Source organism: Frateuria sp. (genome assembly GCF_013362045.1).
In the GTDB taxonomy this organism is placed as follows: domain Bacteria; phylum Pseudomonadota; class Gammaproteobacteria; order Xanthomonadales; family Rhodanobacteraceae; genus Frateuria_A.
Map to the genome: position 1 here is coordinate 1 of NZ_JABFWW010000306.1, position 13,827 is coordinate 13,827.

The following is a 13,827-nucleotide window of genomic DNA, read 5'->3' on the forward strand; positions in this document are numbered from 1 at the left end:
GCTGGCGCTGGGCGTCGGCGGCTGGTGGCTGTTCGCCCAGCGCGCGGTCGCCGTGCGCACCGCCACGGCGACCGCACCCAGCAGCGGCGGCGGGGCCGGCGCTGTGCTGCAGGCGACCGGCTACGTCACCGCGCGGCGGCAGGCGACGGTGTCGGCCCAGATCACCGGCACCCTTACCGCGGTGCTGATCGAAGAGGGCGACCACGTCAGCAAGGGCCAGGTGCTCGCGCGGCTGGAAGACAGCGCCTACCGCGCCAGCCTGAATGCGGCCCAGGCCAGTGCCCGCGCCGCGCAGGCGCAGGTCGGCCAGCTGCAGGCGCAACTGGCGCAGGCCCGGCACGACGCGGCTCGGCAGGAGGCGCTGGTCGGCCGCGGGCTGGTGGCCAGGCAGGCCGCCGAACAGGCGCACACCCAGGTCGAGGCGCTGGCCGCGCAGGTCGCCGCGCAACGCAGGCAGGCCGAAGCGGCGCAGGCCCAGGCCAAGGTCGCCCAGGTGGATTTCGACTACACCGTGGTGCGCGCGCCGTTCGACGGCGTGGTCACCGACAAGTCGGCGCAGGTCGGCGAGATCATCTCGCCGTTGTCGGCCGGCGGCGGCTTCACCCGCACCGGCGTGGGCACGATCGTCGACATGGATTCGCTCGAAGTGGACGTCGACGTCAACGAGGCCTACATCGGCCGGGTCAAGCCGCGCATGGCCGCCGAGGCGGTGCTCGACGCCTATCCGGACTGGCGCATTCCCGCCCACGTCATCGCCATCGTGCCGGCCGCCGACCGCGGCAAGGCGACGGTGAAGGTGCGCGTGGCGCTGGAGATCAAGGACGCGCGCATCGTGCCGGACATGGGCGTGCGCGTGTCGTTCCTGGAAGCCAAGCCCATGCCCGCCGCGCAGGCGCCGCGTGGCGCGCTGGTGCCGGCCGCGGCCATCGCGCGGCGCGACGGCCAGGAAACCGTGTTCGTGGTCGAAGGCGACCATGTGCAGCAGCGCCGCGTGCAGTCGCAGCCGCTGGGTGAGCAGCGCCTGCTGCCCGCAGGCGTGCAGCCGGGCGAGGCGGTGGTCGTCTCGCCGCCGGCCGGCCTGCGCGACGGCAGCGCGGTGAGTGTCGAGAACTAGCCGTCCCGACCGTCGAAAGATGTTGGGGAGCCGCCTGCGGGCGGAATCCTGCCGAAGCAAAAGCAACCATCACGGCTGACTGGAGAAGCCCATGGGCAACCTGATCGAAATCCGCGACCTGGCCAAGGTCTATACGCGCGGAAAGCAGAAGGTCGAAGTGCTGCACCACATCGACCTGGCGATCGCCGAGGGCGATTTCCTCGCGCTGATGGGCCCGTCGGGCTCGGGCAAGACCACCCTGCTCAACCTGATCGGCGGCCTGGACACGCCCAGCGCCGGCAGCATCGGCGTGGGCGGCCAGCGCATCGACCAGCTCGGTGCCGGCGCTCTGGCCAAGTGGCGCGCGGCCAACGTCGGCTTCGTGTTCCAGTTCTACAACCTGATGCCGATGCTCTCGGCGCAGCGCAACGTGGAGCTGCCGCTGCTGCTGACCAAGCTCTCGGCCAGCGAGCGGCGCCAGCGCGCGTCGATCGCGTTGCAGCTGGTGGGCCTGGCCGACCGGGCCTCGCACAAGCCCAGCGAACTTTCCGGCGGCCAGCAGCAGCGCGTGGCGATCGCCCGCGCGATCGTTTCCGATCCCACGCTGCTGGTCTGCGACGAGCCGACCGGCGACCTCGACCGCCAGTCCGCCGAGGACGTACTGGGCCTGTTGCGCACGCTCAACCGCGAGCACGGCAAGACCATCGTGATGGTCACCCACGACCCCAAGGCGGCCGAGTACGCCAACCACACGCTGCACCTGGACAAGGGCACGCTGGTCGAGCAGGCGATCGCCTGAGGAGGCACGCATGAAATACCTGCACCTGATCTGGGCCGCGCTGTTCCGCCGCAAGACGCGCACCCTGCTGACGCTGGTGTCGATCCTCACCGCGTTCCTGCTGTTCGGCATGCTCGACGGCGTGCGCAACAGCTTCGCCAACGTCGGCAAGAGCGCCGCCGGCGCCAAGCGGCTGCAGACCGGCTCCAAGCTGTCCTTCATCGAGACCCTGCCGCAGTCGCTGCAGGCGCGCATCGCGCAGGTGCCCGGCGTCAAGGACGTGGGCTACGCCAACTGGTTCGGCGGCGCCTACCAGGATCCGCACAACCAGGTCTTCAGCTTCGCGGTGAGCCCCAACTACATCGACCTGTACCCGGAAGTGGGCGTCACGCCGGCCGAGCGCAAGGCGTTCGATGTCACCCGCACCGGCGTGCTGGTCGGCGACACGCTGGCCAAGAAGTACCACTGGAAGGTGGGCGACAAGCTGCCGCTGCAGTCGAACATCTTTCCCAACCGCGACGGCAGCAAGAACTGGAGTTTCGACATCGTCGGCATCATCCGCGCGACCAAGCCGGACGACAAGCAGTTCCTGCAGGGCGTCGTGCTGATGCACTGGAAGTACTTCGACGAATCCAACCCCTACAACCGCGGCCAGGTCGGCTGGTACGTGACCTCGGTGGCCGATGCCAGCCAGTCCGACCGCGTGGCCAAGGCGATCGATGCGCTGTCGGCCAACTCCGACCACGAGACCAAGACGATGACCGAGCAGGCCGCGATGGCCTCGTGGATGAAGCAGATGGGCAACATCAGCTTCATCGTGGTCTCGATCATGGGCGCGGTGTTCTTCACGCTGCTGCTGCTGACCGGCAACACCATGGCGCAGGCGGTGCGCGAGCGCACTTCGGAGCTGGCCGTGCTCAAGACGATCGGCTTCTCCAGTGCCGCGGTGCTTGGCCTGGTGCTGGCCGAATCGGTGCTGCTGGTGCTGCTGGGCGGCGTGATCGGGCTGGGCCTGGCCGCGCTGCTGGGGCCGATCATGAGCGCCGGCAGCGGCGGCATGCTCAACATGCCGCCGGTGGGGCCGGGCAGCTGGGCGCTGGGCGTGGGCCTGATGGTCGTGATCGGTCTGCTGGTGGGCGTACTGCCGGCGCTGCGCGCCATGCGCCTGAACATCGTCGACGCGCTGGCCGGGCGCTGAAGGAGAGGACTCCATGAAATCATTCCTGCGTGGTTTGCTGCTGGCCATCGTGGTCGTGCTCAGCATCGTCGCCTGGACGGTGCTGCCCTGGATGGCGCTGGTGGTACTGGCGGTGCTGTTCTTCCTGTGGACGCGGTTCACGCGCGTCGGCCGGCAGGCCGGCTCGGCCACCGGCGTGGGCATCAGTACCTTGCCCCAGCGCGTCGGGTCCTCGTCGGTGGTGGTGGTGGGCATCGCCGGCGTGGTGGCCGTGCTGGTGTCGCTGCTGGCGATGGGCGTGGGCTACCGCGAGACGCTGAGCAAGAGCGGCAGCGTCGATACGGCGGTGGTCATGCGCGGCGGTTCGGCATCCGAGGTTTCCTCGGTGCTCGACCACGCCAGCGTGACCGCGATCGCCGAGGCGCCGGGCATCGCGCGCGACGTCGCGGGCAAGCCGATCGCCTCGCCGGAGCTGGTGGTGGCGGCCAACCTGCCGCTCAAGGACGGCAGTGGCGACGACGGCAGCGTGCAGGTGCGCGGCGTGGGCGACGAAGCCTGGACGCTGCGCCCCGACGTCAAGATCGTCGCCGGCCGCAAGTTCAAGCCGGGCCTGCGCGAACTGGTGGCGGGCAAGGGCGCGCAGCGCCAGTTCGCAGGGCTGGAGCCCGGGCACGAGATCAAGCTGGGCAGCCAGACCTGGACCGTGGTCGGCATCTTCGACTCGGGCAACGCGCTCGGCTCGGAGCTGTGGGGCGATGCCGACATCATCGCCTCGGCGTACCGCCGCGGCAGCTCGCGCACGTCGGTGTTCGTGCGCCTGACCGATGCGAAGTCCTTCGATGCGTTCAAGGCCGCGCTGGTAGGCGACCCGCGCCTGCAGGTGGACGTGGACACCACGCTCAACTACTTCAGCAAGCAGTCCGAGGGCTTCACCAAGGTCATCAGCATCATCGGCATGATCGTGGGCGGCATCATGGGCATCGGCGCGGTGTTCGGCGCGCTCAACACCATGTTCGCGGCGGTCGCGGCGCGGGCACGCGAGATCGCCACCTTGCGCGCGATCGGCTTCCGCGGGCCGCCGGTGGTGGTGGCTGTGATGCTGGAGACCATGCTGCTGGCGGCGCTGGGCGGCCTGCTCGGCGGACTGATCGCGTGGGCGCTGTTCAACGGCTACAGCGCCTCCACGCTGACCCAGGGCACGGTCGGCTCGCTGAACTTCCAGCTGCGCGTGACGCCGGCGCTACTGTGGACGGGACTCAAGTGGGCGCTCGCCATCGGCTTCATCGGCGGCCTGTTCCCCGCTGTGCGCGCCGCCCGGTTGCCGGTGACCACGGCGCTGCGCGAGTCCTGATCATTCCCGGAGCGAGGGCTGCCGGGCAGCCCCTCGCTCCGTTGTGATCATTGAAGCGTTTCGCTACGGCATCACCGGCGGCAGGTAGCTCAACGTCAGCCCCAGTGCCCACAGCAGCCCCAGCACCAGCGGCACGTGCACCAGCAGCTGGATGAAGGTGAAGCCGACCACGTCGCGCGCCTTCAGGCCCAGCACGCCCAGCAGCGGCAGCATCCAGAACGGGTTGATCAGGTTGGGCAGCGCCTCGGCGGCGTTGTAGACCTGCACCGCCCAGCCCAGGTGCACGTGCAGGTCGTTCGCCGCCTGCATGACGTAAGGCGCCTCGACCAGCCACTTGCCACCGCCGGATGGCACGAAGAAACCCAGCACCGCCGAGTAGGCGCCCATCACCAGCGGGAAGCTGTCGGTGCTGGCCACGTGCACGAACAGGCCCGAAAGCCGGTGGGCGAGCGTCGCGCCGTCGCTGCCGGGCGCATGGGTGAGCAGCGCGGCGATGCCGCCATAGAGCGGAAACTGGATCAGCACGCCGGTGGTGCCCGGCACCGCGCGCGCCACCGCGTCGAGGAAGCTGCGCGGGCGCCAGTGCAGCAGCAGCCCGGCCGTCAGGAAGAGCAGGTTGTAGGTGTTGAGATCGGCGATGGCGCCGGCCGCCGGCATGCTGGCGAAGCGCCGTAGCAGCCAGCCCAGCCCGAGCACACCGATCAGCAGCGAGAGCAGCGGGCTGTATTCGAGCCATTCGCCGGGCCGCGTGCGCGCAGGCAGTGCGGGCGCGGCGTCGGTCTCGGCCACGCCGCAGTCGCGCGCCGTGCGCGCGGCATCGCCGATCGGCGTGGTGAACCAGCACACCAGCAGCGAGGCGAGGATCAACAGGGCGGTGAGCAGCAGCGACTGCCACAGGAAGATGGTCTGCGTGAAAGGCAGCACGCCGGTGATCGCGAGCAGCCCGGGCGGCATGCTGGCGGGATTGGCCTGCAACTGCGCGGCCGAGGAGGACAACCCCATGGCCCATACCGCGCCCAGTCCCAGGTACGCCGCGGCGCCCGCCGCGCGATAGTCCATGCGCAGGTCCGCGCGCCGCGCCAGCGCACGCACCAGCAGGCCGCCGAACACCAGCGAGAAGCCCCACGAGAGCAGCGAGGCGAGCATGCTGACCAGGCCCACGTAGCACACCGCGCCGCGGCCGCTGCGCGGCACGCGCGCCAGTGCGTCGATCAGGTGCGCCACCGCCGGCGCGCTGGCCACCACGTAGCCGCCGATCACCACGAACGCCATCTGCATGGTGAACGGGATCAGGCTCCAGAAGCCGTCGCCGAAGGCCTGCGCGGCAGCCACGGGCGTGGTGCCGAAGGCCATCGCGGCCAGCGCCACCACGCCTACGCCCAGCGCGCCGAACACCCAGGCCTCGGGAAACCAGCGTTCCGACCACGCCGCGCTGCGCAGTGCGGCGCGTGCCAACAGGCCTTGCTGCGATGGGTTCATGGCGCTCTCCGCTGCGGGCTGCGGCCATGGTGGCGCGCGGTCCGCGCACGGACAAGCCGGACTTTGGTAGCGGGCCGCCTGCTGCTCCCCGCAGGGTAGGCGGCTAGCGGGCGGGCTTTTTGGCCAGCGTGATCACGCCCACGCCCAGCAGGATGATCGCCATGCCCGCCAGGTCGAACGGCCCCACGTGCTCGCCGGCCAGCAGCACGCCGAACAGCACCGCCACCGGCGGATTGACGTAGGCGTAGCTGGTCGCCAGCGCGGGACGGGCATGCCTGAGCACGTAGAGGTAGGCGCTGAAGGCGATGATCGAGCCGAACACGGCGAGGTACACCACCGCCGCGGTGGCGCGCAGCGTGGGATGCGCGGGCAGGCGCTCGCCGGTGCCGAAACCGACCAGCAGCAAGGCGACGCTGGCGCAGAGCATCTGCGCGGCGGTGTTCATCGGGCCGGCCGGCATGTCCTGGCGCCTGCTCCAGGCCGAGCCGAACGCCCAGCACATGGCCGCGGCGATCAGCGCGATCGCGCCCAGCCGCGAACCGGACAGCCCGCTGCCGAGGTTGAGCACCACCACGCCGAAGAAACCGACCAGCAGGCCGACCGCCTCGCGCCGGTTCGGCCACTGCCCGTACATGCCGGAGAACACCGCGGCGAACAGCGGCATGCTGGCCACCGCCACCGCGGCGATGCCGGAACTCACGGTTTCCTCCGCGTAGCACACCAAGCCGTTGCCGCCCAGCAGCAGCAACACGCCGGTGACCGCCGCGTTGCGCCACTGCCGCAGCGTGGGGGGCGTGACGCCGCGCAGGCGCAGGAAGCCGTACATCGCCAGGCCCGCGCCGAGGAAGCGCACGCCGGCGAGCAGGAACGGCGGGTAGCTCTCCAGCGCGAAGCGGATGCCAAGGTAGGTGGAACCCCAGATCACGTACAGCGCCAGCAGCGCGAGCGGGATCAGCAGGCGCGGATTGTCCAGCGGATGCGGGACGGCGGTGGATTCTTCGATGGCGGACATGGATGCAGTGCGTAGGGTGGGAAGATCAATCGCGGAAGTGCGTGCCGATCCGACAGAGCTTGCCCTCGGCATCGCGCAGCCCGGCGCTGCGATCGCCATAGGGCTGGTCGGTGGGCGGCGCCAGGCTGTCGGCGCCCGCGGCCAGGCCCCGGGCGTAGCAGGCGTCCGCGCCGGGCACATGGACATGGATCGAGCCGCACGGGGCGGCGGCGCGTTCGGGACGCTCGCCGGCCATCAGCAGCGAATCCTCGACGTGCACCTCGGCGTGCATGACCGAGCCGTCCTCGCGCGTCTTGCGGTATGCCTCCCGAACGTGGCGGCAGGAAAGGCCAGCATGGCGCGCGCGTCGGCCACCAGCAGACAGGGCGAGACGGCGGGATGGTCGGCAGGCTTGTGCACTGGCGTGGGATTCTCGGGCGACGGACGTGGCACGGGCTGGCGGGGATGCCGACGCCTGTCCTTGGGGGGAAGCACGAGTATGCACGATAGCCCGGGTGCGGCCCTCGCGGTAGCGAGACCCCTGCAAGGCAGCCTTGAGCGCCCGTCAAGCAGTTTGGGGGCGGGGCAGGGGGCGGATGAAACCTGGCGGCCTGCCGGACTTCAGCCCGCTCGTTCCTTCAGCGGCGACAGGCGCGGCTTGCGCTCGCGCTCGCGCGCCAGCAGCTCGCGCTTGCGCTCCACGCCCCAGCGCCAGCCGCCCAGCGAGCCGTCCTCGCGCACCACGCGATGGCAGGGCACGATCAGCGCGAGCCGGTTGTTGCCGCAGGCGTTGCCGACCGCGCGCGCGGCCTTCGGCTCGCCCAGCTCCGTCGCCAGCGCGCGGTAGCTGCGCGTCTGCCCGGCCGGGATGCGGGTGAGCGCGTTCCACACGCGCCACTGGAAGGCCGTGGCCGCGACGTCCAGCGGCGGCATCGCCGGCGCCGCGGCGTCGCTCCAGCCCAGGTCGACGGCGATGCGGGCGATCACCGCATCCAGCCATTCCTCGCGTCCGGCATCGACGCGCTCGCGCGCGGCGTGGGGGAATTCGTCCGCCAGCCGGCGCTCCAGCGAGGCATCGTCATCGCCCAGCGTCACCGCGCAAATGCCGCGCGTGGTGGTGGCTACCAGCAACCGGCCCAGCGGCGTGGCGGTGGTGGTGTAGCGGATGCTGGCCCCGGCGCCGCCGGCGCGGTAGCTGGCCGGGGTCATGCCGAGCAGGCGGTCGCTGTGCTCGTAGACGCGGCTGCCGGAACCGAAGCCGGCCTCGTAGACCGCATCGGTCACCGCCGCACCCTCGCGCAGGGCGGCCTTGAACTGGCCGAAGCGGCGCGAGCGATGGTATTCGGCCGGACTCATGCCGAAGCGGCGGCGGAAGGCGCGCTGCAGGTGGGTGGGACTCAGCGCAACGGCACTGGCCAGCGTATCCAGGCTGGGTGCGGTTTCGGCCTCGTCGAGCAACCGACGGGCCTGTTCAAGCGGTTCGAGAGCGGACATGGCGGCGTTCCGGTTTCCAGGTGACGCCAGCCTAGGCGGGACGGTCGCCCCGGACCATCCGCTTCTTGCGCGTCAACGCGCGATCGGACGGCCTTCGTGCAGCACCACGAAATCGCCCTCGAGCACCGGCGCGCGCGCGCCGCCGGCCACGGGCGCCGTGCGGCCGACCGCACGCGCACGGTTCCACTGGCGCAGCGCGAGCCACAGGCCGCCGCCGACCAGCAGCACGCCCGCCACGACCAGTCCGAACACCAGCATCACGCCCAGCAGGGCGACGCCCACGACCAGCGACAGCGCGCGTGCGAACGGGTGGCGGGAACGGTGCAGGGGCAGCTGGAACGGGCGCATGTTAAAAATCCGTATGGTAAAATCAAGGACTTACGTTCGAACCATGGGGCTTTCCCGCCCGCGAGGCAAGTGCCGATGGATATACCCCCCGAGGCGTTGTGCCGTCTCGACGACATTCCCGACGGCACCGCCGTGGCGGTGGACGCCCTGTTGCCGGACGGTCCGGAGAACCTGATCGTCCTGCGCGAGGGCGAGGACGCGCGTGCCTGGGTCAATGTCTGTCCGCATGCCGGCCGTCGATTGGACTGGGCACCGGGACAGTTCCTGATCAGCCGCGGCGCGCTGATCTGCGCGGTGCACGGGGCGAGTTTCCGCACCAGCGACGGATGCTGCGTGGCAGGCCCCTGCCGCGGGCAGTCGCTGCGTCCCGTCGCCGTGCGGGTGGAACGCGGGATCGTATGGCTGGCCGGTCCCTGAGCTTTCGCTGGCCGTGGGCATAAGGTCAGGGTAGTGGAGAGGGCTCAATAAAAAAGGGCCCGACGCGCGGCCGGGCCCTTGTCCATGCCTGGCGAGCCATCCGTGGCCCGCCAGCCGAACGCGACGTCAGGGGTTGTTCGCCTTGTCCACCGACAAGGTCGTCTGGTAGATGAAGCCCGACAGCGGCAGCAACTGGGCCAGCACGCGGTTCCACTTGGTGATGGCCGAGGCACCGACGAACACCACGTCGCCCGGTTCCACCCTGAAGTTGTCCGCCAGGACGTAGGATGCCGGCGAGCGGGCGTTGAGGTGGAACACCTCCGCCGGCGTCTGGCTGAGCTTCTGCGAGCCGCGGATCACGTACACGGCGTTGCCCGAGGAGGTCACCTGGCTCAGGCCGCCGGCGCGGCCCAGCGCCTGGGTGAGCGTGAGGTCCGTGGTCTTGAAGGTGATCGCCTGCGGGCGCATCACCTCGCCCACGACATACACCTCCTTGCTGTCGTTGTAGGGCAGGAACACCTTGTCGCCGGGCTTCAGGTAGATGGCCTGGTTACCCTCGGCCTGGTTGAGCTTGGTCAGGTCCAGCCTGTAGGTCTTGCCGTCGCGGGTCAGGGTCAGGCCCGACAAGTCGGCCTGCTGCGAGTCGATGCCCGCGGCGCCGATCGCCTGCGACAGCGTCACCGGCACGGCATTCATCACCTGCGCATCGGTGTGCTGGAACGCACCCTCCAGCGTGATGCGGTGGCTGCCGTAGCCGACCACGCTGACGTCCACCTGCGGCTGGCGCACGAAGCTGCTGAGTTTCTTGGTCAGCAGCAGGCGCAGTTCCTCGATGGTCAGTCCTGCCGCCTTGATCGTGCCCGCATACGGATAGAACAGCGTGCCGTCCGGGCGCACCAGGCGGCCGTTGGCGACCGTCTGCTGCTGCGAGCCAGCGGGCGAGGTCAGCTCGGGGTGGTCCCACACGGTGATGTAGAGCGTATCGCCCGACCCGATGCGGTAGTCCTCCGGCTGGTAGGAGAGCAGCTCCTGCGGGATCGCGGCCTGCGCCTGGTCGTTCTCGACCAGCTCGGGCGTGATCTGCACCAGCTTGACGTGGCTGTCCTCGCGCTGCAGCGCGCCCTCGTCCATGCGTTGGCCGGGCACGATGGCGCAGCCGTTCAGCACGATGGCGAAAAGAAGGATGGCTACTGCGGGTAGCGTTTTCATATTGCGTCCTTTCTCCAGGAGCCGCCGCGGGATAATCGTGACGAAATAATGAACGGGGCTGCCGTTCATGCCCGCGATATGGCGTTTTTGTCTAATGGTGGCGGGTTATGCGCGTGCTAGTTTCGGTGCTTTTTGTCGGCATTGCGCGCGGTGTCAGGGCCGGCGTCATGGTGATGCCGGGAGCGCTTCGCCCGGCAATGCCGTCCAGCAGCGCGGCCGGATTGGTGTCGGTCTGCGCGGGCGCCAGGCGGACGGCTGCCGCGGACGTGACCATAGTACGCGAAACCTTGTGCGCCAAGGCCTGGCCGGCCATGAGCATGCCGGCAAGTGGAAGCGCGAGCTTCAGGATCTGCATGGTGTGGTAGCCCCCGAAAGTGGGTTGTTGCCAAGCGGGCTCGACGACTCTAGCGCCAAGGCTCGTGAATGCAGCGAGAAAGCGGGGTCTGCAAGTTGGCTATTTGCTGAGGCCATGTTTCGTGAAGAAAAGATGCATCCGAAACTTCATTTTCTTCACTTAAATGAAGGCAATGTCCAACATGATTTTTTCACGGAACAGGAGATTAGACTTCCAGCTTCTTTCCCGCCCGGTTCGGCGCTGTCGGCGTGCCTGTCCGGGGCGGGGTGTCCGGCAGGGCCGCAGGGTCCTGGGTTTCGGGAGCGCGCGATTCGTGTTCAACAACATCCTGGTGGTTTGCCTTGGCAACGTGTGCCGCAGCCCGGTGGCGGAATTCCTGTTCCGCCGCGAACTGGGCGAACGCGACATTCGCGTCAGCAGCGCCGGCCTCGGCGCGCTGGTGGGCCGGCCGATGGATGAGAACGCGATCGCGCTGCTCAAGGACGGCGGCATCGATGCCAGCAATCACCGTGCGCGCCAGCTCGAGCCCACGATGCTGCGCGACGCGGACCTGATCCTGACGATGGAACGCCGGCAGCTCAATTCGGTGGTGCAGCTCGCCCCGGAGGCCAGCGGCAAGGTGTTCCTGTTCGACAAGTGGCACGACGGCGGCGACGTGCCTGATCCCTATCGATGCTCGCGCCGTGTGTTCAAGCAAGTACACGCCTCAATCGAACGTGGCGTCGGCAGTTGGCTGCGCTACCTGTGAACCCCTCCAGCCTAGGAACCGGGCTATGACCACCAAACAGAGTTTTCCGTCCTCACCGCGTCGCGATGACGACATCGACCTGCATGCGCTGCTCGGCACGCTGCTCGACCACAAGTGGCTGATCGTCGGCGTCACCGCGGTCTTCCTCGTCGTCAGCGTGCTGTACGTGACGCTGGCCAGGCCGATCTACGAATCGACCGCCACCGTGCAGGTTGAACAGAAGGTTCCCAGCCTGCCCGGGCTGGACGACCTCACCCAGACACTGGGCGCCTCCACCTCGCAGGCCACCACCGAGATCGCCCTGATCACCTCCCGCACGGTGATCGGGCAGGCGGTGAACAACCTCAAGCTCGACATCACGGTGCAGCCGGAGCAGTTCCCCGTGATCGGCGGCTACATGTCGCGCCACTACGACCCGCAGATGCCCGGCGACGTGGCGCCGCCTCTCCTGGGCCTGGACGGCTATGACTGGGGAGGCTCGGAACTGGACGTCTTCCAGCTCGACGTTCCGTCGGCATTGCTGGACAAGCCGCTGCACGTGATCGCCGGCGAGCATGGTGCCTACACGCTCACCGACGACGACGGCAACACGCTGCTGCAGGGCCGGACCGGGCAGTCGGCCACCGGCAACGGCATCACCATGCAGGTGCAGTCGCTGCATGCCAATCCGGGCATGGTGTTCGATGTGGCGCGGCACTCGCACCTGAACACCATCGCCTCGCTGCAGAAGGCGGTGCAGGCGGTCGAGGCGGCCAAGGACTCGGGCATCATCGTGCTGACCTACGACAACCCCGATCCCGTGCTGGCCACCCAGCTGCTCGACCAGATCAGCACGCTGTACGTGCAGCAGAACGTGGAGCGCAACTCCGCCGAAGCGGCCAACAGCCTCAAGTTCGTCCGCGAGCAGCTGCCCAAGGTGAAGATGGATCTGGAGAAGGCGACCGCCGCGCTGAACGCCTTCCAGATGCGCGCGCACTCGGTCGACATCAGCCTGCAGACCAAGGGACTGCTGGACCAGACCGTGGCGCTGGATACGCAGATCGAGAACCTGCGCATGCAGATGGCCGACGTCGAGCGCAAGTTCACTTCCAACCATCCGACCTACCAGGCGCTCGCCGCGCAGATCGGCCAGCTGCAGGGCAAGAAGAACGCACTGGAGAAGCAGGTCGGCCATCTGCCTGACACGCAGCAGGAACTGCTGCGCCTGACCCGCGACGTGCAGGTCAGCAACGAGACCTACACCAACCTGCTCAACCAGGCGCAGCAGCTGGACATCGCCCGCGCCGGCACGGTCGGCAACGTACGCGTGGTCGATGCGGCCGCGACCAACATCAACAAGCCGGTGTGGCCGCCGAAGCTGATCCTGGTGCTGTGCGGCACCGTGCTGGGCGGCCTGCTGGCGCTCGCCTTCATCTTCATCCGCCAGCTGCTCAACCGTGGTGTGGAAGACCTGGCCGCGATCGAACACGTCGGCCTGCCGGTCTACGCCTGCGTGCCGCTCTCCGCCGCGGAGCGCGAGATCTCGGCGCACGGCGGCAAGCTGCGGAGGGGGGCGCATGCCCAGCGCCTGCTGGCGCAGAGCGCGCCGGACGACCTGGCGGTGGAGGCGCTGCGCAGCCTGCGTACCAGCCTGCACTTCGCCCGGCTCGAAGCGAAGAACAACCTGTTGATGATCTCCAGCCCCGGCCCTGCGGCGGGCAAGACCTTCGTCGGCGCCAACCTCGCGGCGGTGATCGCGCAGGCCGGCCAGCGCGTACTGCTGATCGATGCGGACATGCGCAAGGGCGCGCTGCACGCCGTGGTCGGCGGGCGCCCGGAACAGGGCCTGTCCGAGTTGATTTCCGGACAGATCGGCCTGTCGGAGGCGGTACGCACGGTGGAGGGCGCCAACAACCTCTACTTCATCTCGCGCGGCAAGGTGCCGCCCAACCCCTCGGAGCTGCTGATGCATGCGCACTTCACCGCGCTGCTGGAGAAGCTCAAGCCGCGCTTCGACCTGATCATCATCGACACGCCGCCGGTCCTTGCGGTGACCGATGCCGCGGTGATCGGCCACCACGTCGGCACCAGCCTGATGGTGGTGCGCTTCGCCATCAACCAGGCGCGCGAGATCGCGCTGGCCAAGCAGCGCTTCGAGCAGAACGGCGTGCCGGTCAAGGGCGCGATCTTCAATGCCGTCGAAAAGCGCAGCGCGGGCTACTACGCCTACGCGTACTACGAGTACGCCGGCGCCAAGGCCTGACCGGACTCACGCACACCAAGCAAAGGAATATCGCATGACACTGAAAGTCACGCTCTTCGGCACCGGCTACGTCGGCCTGGTCACCGGCACCTGCCTGGCGGAGATGGGCAACCACGTGCTGTGCGTGGACGTGGACGCGGCCAAG

Annotated in this window: 15 protein-coding genes; 8 read left to right on the forward strand and 7 right to left on the reverse strand. The window is 69.0% G+C overall.

Going from position 1 to position 13,827, the window contains the following annotated elements; all coding sequences use genetic code 11:
- From HOQ08_RS14630 to HOQ08_RS14645, 4 genes are all read left to right on the forward strand, one after another.
- Positions 1-1,114, forward strand: a 1,114-nt coding sequence (locus tag HOQ08_RS14630) for an efflux RND transporter periplasmic adaptor subunit (protein WP_291196492.1), incomplete at its 5' end; no start/stop codon positions are given.
- Between the two features lie 91 nt (positions 1,115-1,205).
- A complete protein-coding gene (locus HOQ08_RS14635; protein WP_291196494.1) occupies positions 1,206-1,892 on the forward strand; it encodes an ABC transporter ATP-binding protein in 687 nt (228 codons plus the stop codon).
- A 10-nt stretch (positions 1,893-1,902) separates the two neighbouring features.
- On the forward strand, positions 1,903-3,069 hold the full coding sequence (locus tag HOQ08_RS14640; protein ID WP_291196497.1) for an ABC transporter permease: 1,167 nt from the start codon (positions 1,903-1,905) through the stop codon (positions 3,067-3,069).
- A 13-nt stretch (positions 3,070-3,082) separates the two neighbouring features.
- Positions 3,083-4,399: an ABC transporter permease gene (locus HOQ08_RS14645; protein ID WP_291196500.1), complete on the forward strand. Its 1,317-nt coding sequence runs from the start codon at positions 3,083-3,085 to the stop codon at positions 4,397-4,399.
- Between the two features lie 63 nt (positions 4,400-4,462).
- On the opposite strand, the gene HOQ08_RS14650 is transcribed toward HOQ08_RS14645, so the two are convergent.
- The 5 genes from HOQ08_RS14650 to HOQ08_RS14670 form a co-directional block, all read right to left on the reverse strand.
- Positions 4,463-5,878, reverse strand: a complete 1,416-nt coding sequence (locus HOQ08_RS14650; RefSeq protein ID WP_291196503.1) for a TIGR00366 family protein — start codon at positions 5,876-5,878, stop codon at positions 4,463-4,465.
- 103 nt (positions 5,879-5,981) lie between these two features.
- On the reverse strand, positions 5,982-6,890 hold the full coding sequence (yedA, locus tag HOQ08_RS14655) for a drug/metabolite exporter YedA (RefSeq protein ID WP_291196505.1): 909 nt from the start codon (positions 6,888-6,890) through the stop codon (positions 5,982-5,984).
- 25 nt (positions 6,891-6,915) lie between these two features.
- The gene (locus tag HOQ08_RS14660; protein WP_291196509.1) at positions 6,916-7,161 is read right to left on the reverse strand and encodes a hypothetical protein; all 246 of its coding nucleotides are present in this window, start codon (positions 7,159-7,161) and stop codon (positions 6,916-6,918) included.
- Positions 7,162-7,490: 329 nt separating this feature from the next.
- A complete protein-coding gene (locus HOQ08_RS14665) occupies positions 7,491-8,363 on the reverse strand; it encodes a methylated-DNA--[protein]-cysteine S-methyltransferase (protein ID WP_291196512.1) in 873 nt (290 codons plus the stop codon).
- A gap of 72 nt (positions 8,364-8,435) precedes the next feature.
- Positions 8,436-8,711 (reverse strand): hypothetical protein, encoded by a 276-nt coding sequence (locus HOQ08_RS14670; protein WP_291196515.1) that lies wholly within the window; start codon positions 8,709-8,711, stop codon positions 8,436-8,438.
- 75 nt (positions 8,712-8,786) lie between these two features.
- Between HOQ08_RS14670 and HOQ08_RS14675 the strand changes: the two genes are divergently transcribed.
- Positions 8,787-9,128, forward strand: coding sequence for a Rieske 2Fe-2S domain-containing protein (locus tag HOQ08_RS14675; protein ID WP_291196518.1), 342 nt, complete (start codon positions 8,787-8,789; stop codon positions 9,126-9,128).
- Between the two features lie 126 nt (positions 9,129-9,254).
- Here HOQ08_RS14675 and HOQ08_RS14680 read toward each other — a convergent pair whose 3' ends face one another.
- Positions 9,255-10,337: a polysaccharide biosynthesis/export family protein gene (locus HOQ08_RS14680; RefSeq protein ID WP_291196521.1), complete on the reverse strand. Its 1,083-nt coding sequence runs from the start codon at positions 10,335-10,337 to the stop codon at positions 9,255-9,257.
- Between the two features lie 91 nt (positions 10,338-10,428).
- Positions 10,429-10,692: a hypothetical protein gene (locus HOQ08_RS14685; protein WP_291196524.1), complete on the reverse strand. Its 264-nt coding sequence runs from the start codon at positions 10,690-10,692 to the stop codon at positions 10,429-10,431.
- Between the two features lie 313 nt (positions 10,693-11,005).
- Here HOQ08_RS14685 and HOQ08_RS14690 point away from each other — a divergent pair, with 313 nt between their 5' ends.
- The 3 genes from HOQ08_RS14690 to HOQ08_RS14700 all read left to right on the forward strand — a co-directional run.
- A complete protein-coding gene (locus HOQ08_RS14690) occupies positions 11,006-11,440 on the forward strand; it encodes a low molecular weight protein-tyrosine-phosphatase (protein WP_291196527.1) in 435 nt (144 codons plus the stop codon).
- A gap of 25 nt (positions 11,441-11,465) precedes the next feature.
- Positions 11,466-13,682, forward strand: coding sequence for a polysaccharide biosynthesis tyrosine autokinase (locus HOQ08_RS14695; protein WP_291196530.1), 2,217 nt, complete (start codon positions 11,466-11,468; stop codon positions 13,680-13,682).
- Between the two features lie 40 nt (positions 13,683-13,722).
- Positions 13,723-13,827 (forward strand): hypothetical protein (locus HOQ08_RS14700; protein WP_291196533.1); only part of this gene is annotated, 105 nt, incomplete at its 3' end.